2 protein-coding genes are annotated in these 2,477 nt (G+C 69.6%); both read right to left on the bottom strand.

Translation table 11 applies throughout. The features are described 5' to 3' along the window. Positions 1-124: 124 nt before the first annotated feature. The gene (locus BCD48_RS21255) at positions 125-991 is read right to left on the bottom strand and encodes a mycofactocin-coupled SDR family oxidoreductase (protein WP_071050159.1); all 867 of its coding nucleotides are present in this window, start codon (positions 989-991) and stop codon (positions 125-127) included. Between the two features lie 64 nt (positions 992-1,055). Beyond that, positions 1,056-2,477, bottom strand: a 1,422-nt coding sequence (locus tag BCD48_RS21250; RefSeq protein ID WP_071050158.1) for an aldehyde dehydrogenase family protein, incomplete at its 5' end; no start/stop codon positions are given.

Below are 2,477 nucleotides of genomic sequence, written 5' to 3'. Positions count from 1 at the left end.
GGTCAGGCGCTTTGGAAGCCCCGGCGGTTGGACCGCCGGCGGGGCCGAGCGCGGATGCCCGGCCCCGGTTTCCTGTCGCCCGGCGGATGCGGTCGCCGACGCGGCCGCTCGGTTTGGGTGGTGGTTATTTCGCGAGTTGTCCGGCGTCGACGGGCAGGACGATGCCGGTGACGTGGCGTGCTTCGTCGGAGGCCAGCCASAGCACCGCCTCGGAGATGTCCCKKGCCTCGTTCCAGGGGACTGGCATGATGTTCATGGCTTGGAAGGCGTCGATGGTGTCCTCCTTGGTGGGTGCGGTGAGGTCGGGGCGGAACAGCTGGTAGATCGCGTCGTTGAAGATCATGTCRGTGTCGACGGAGCAGGGCGCGATCGCGTTGACGCGGATCGAGAACGGGCCCAGCTCGTGTGTGAGCGCGCGCATGACCCCGACGGCGCCGTGCTTGGCGGCGATGTAGGCGACCATGTTGGGCAGGCCCTTCAGGCCCATCGTCGAGGTCGTGATGATGATGGATCCGCCGTTACCCTGCTCAATCATCACGGGTGCCGCCGCTTTGGCTGTCTGCCAGACGCCGGTGAGGTCGACGTCGATGACGGCCTGCCAGTTCGCCCTGGTCAGCTCGCAGGCGGTGGCGTAGGTGCCGCCGATGCCCGCGTTGGCGCTCACGATGTCGATGTGGCCGAACCGTTCCTTCCCGGCGGCGACCGCGGCGTCGAGGGATTCCTGGTCGCGGACGTCGACGTGACGGGTGAGGATGTCGCGTCCGGTCGCCGTCACCAGCCGCGCCGTCTCCTCGAGGTCGGCCTCGGTGGCCATGGGGTACGGCGAGAATCGGCTGATGTCCTTGCTGGCCGTGTCGGAGAGGTCGACGGCGATCACATCCGCGCCTTCCTCGGCCAGGCGGATCGCGTGGGAACGCCCCTGACCTCGGCCGGCTCCCGTGATGAAAGCGACCTTGCCCTCGACCCGCCCGCGCCTTTGTTGGTTTGTCACTGTTTCCTCCGGTCCGGAGTCGATGGTGTGGCGCGGCCGGTAAGCCAGCTGCGCCGCGGACCTGCTATACCGGCGCCGGTACGCTTGCGACCGCGGCGAGGATCTCGGCCGGCAGATCGGCGGCGGGATCGACCGAGATGGTCTTGGTCTGCAGGTATTCCGTCAGGGCGGCGACGCCGTGCTCGCGCCCGATCCCGGACTGCTTGTAGCCGCCGAACGGGCTGTTGAGATCGCAGACGTAGGTGTTCACCGAGAACGTCCCGCTGCGGATCCGCCGGGCGATCTCGAAACCGTGCAGGGCATCCGCGGTGAAGACGGTGCCCGCCAGGCCGAACCGGCTGTCGTTGGCGATCCGGATCGCATCCTCCTCATCTTCGTAGCGGATGAGGGCGGTAACCGGGCCGAAGATCTCTTCCTGGGCGACGCTCATGTCGTTGCGGACGTCCGTGAGCAGCGTCGGCTCGACGTACCAGCCCCGCGGTAGGTGGGCGGGACGGCCGCCGCCGACGCGTACGGTGGCGCCCTCGGCCAGGCCCCTGGCGATGTGGCCCTCGACCCGGTCGCGATGCGCCGCCGTGATCAGCGGGCCGATCGCCGTGTCGGGTTCCATCGGGTCCCCCACCTTCAGGCTTGAGATTGCTGCCGCCAGCCGATTGGCGATCTCGTCGTAGCGGGCGGCGGGAGCGAGGATCCGGCTCATCGCGACACAGGCCTGGCCCGTGTTCATGGCGACACTGCTGCCGATCAGCGCGGGGACCGCCAGCCCGAGGTCGGCGTCCGAACAGATGATCGCGGCGGACTTGCCGCCCAACTCGAGGACGGCCCGTTTGACCTGCGAGCCGCAGATCTCGCCGATGCGCCTTCCGACGGCGGTCGAACCGGTGAAACTCACCATGTCCACACCGGGATGGCGGACCAGGTACTCGGAGGACTCCGGTCCCGCCGCGACGATGTTCAGCACACCAGGCGGGAATCCCACCTCGTCCACCAGCTCGGCGAGCACAAAGGACGACAGCGGGTCCTGCTCCGGCGCCTTGAGCACGACGGTGCAGCCCGCGACGAGCGCCGGCGCCGCCTTCTGGGCGGCGCAGGCGAGGGCGAAGTTGAACGCGGCGAAGGTGGCGACCACACCGACCGGCTCCTGGACTACGAGGCTCTTCCCGGCGAACGGGATCGCGCTCGCCCCACCCTCGCCTCCGGCAAGCGGGGACAGGTCGCTGACCCGCACCTCCTCGAAGCGGTAGCCGCTCGCCAGCCGCGCGTAGTAGTTGAGGCTCACCGAGGGGGCCACCGCCTGGTAGAGCTGCGCCTGCAGCAGCGGGGTGCCCATCTCCTCGGTGATCAGCTCGGCGAGCTCCGGCGCGCGCTTTGCGATCGCCGCGGCCAACCGCGCGCACAACTCGCCGCGCTCGGCAGCCGGCCGGCGGGACCAGTCGGTCTCATCGAAGGCCCGCCGCGCGGCCGCCACCGCCGCGTCCATGTCGGC

Origin of the sequence: Pseudofrankia coriaricola (assembly GCF_001854805.1) — a bacterium.
Taxonomy (GTDB): domain Bacteria; phylum Actinomycetota; class Actinomycetes; order Frankiales; family Frankiaceae; genus Pseudofrankia.
The sequence above is the reverse complement of the archived record's forward strand: the minus strand, read 5'-3'. Positions and strand labels throughout refer to the sequence as shown.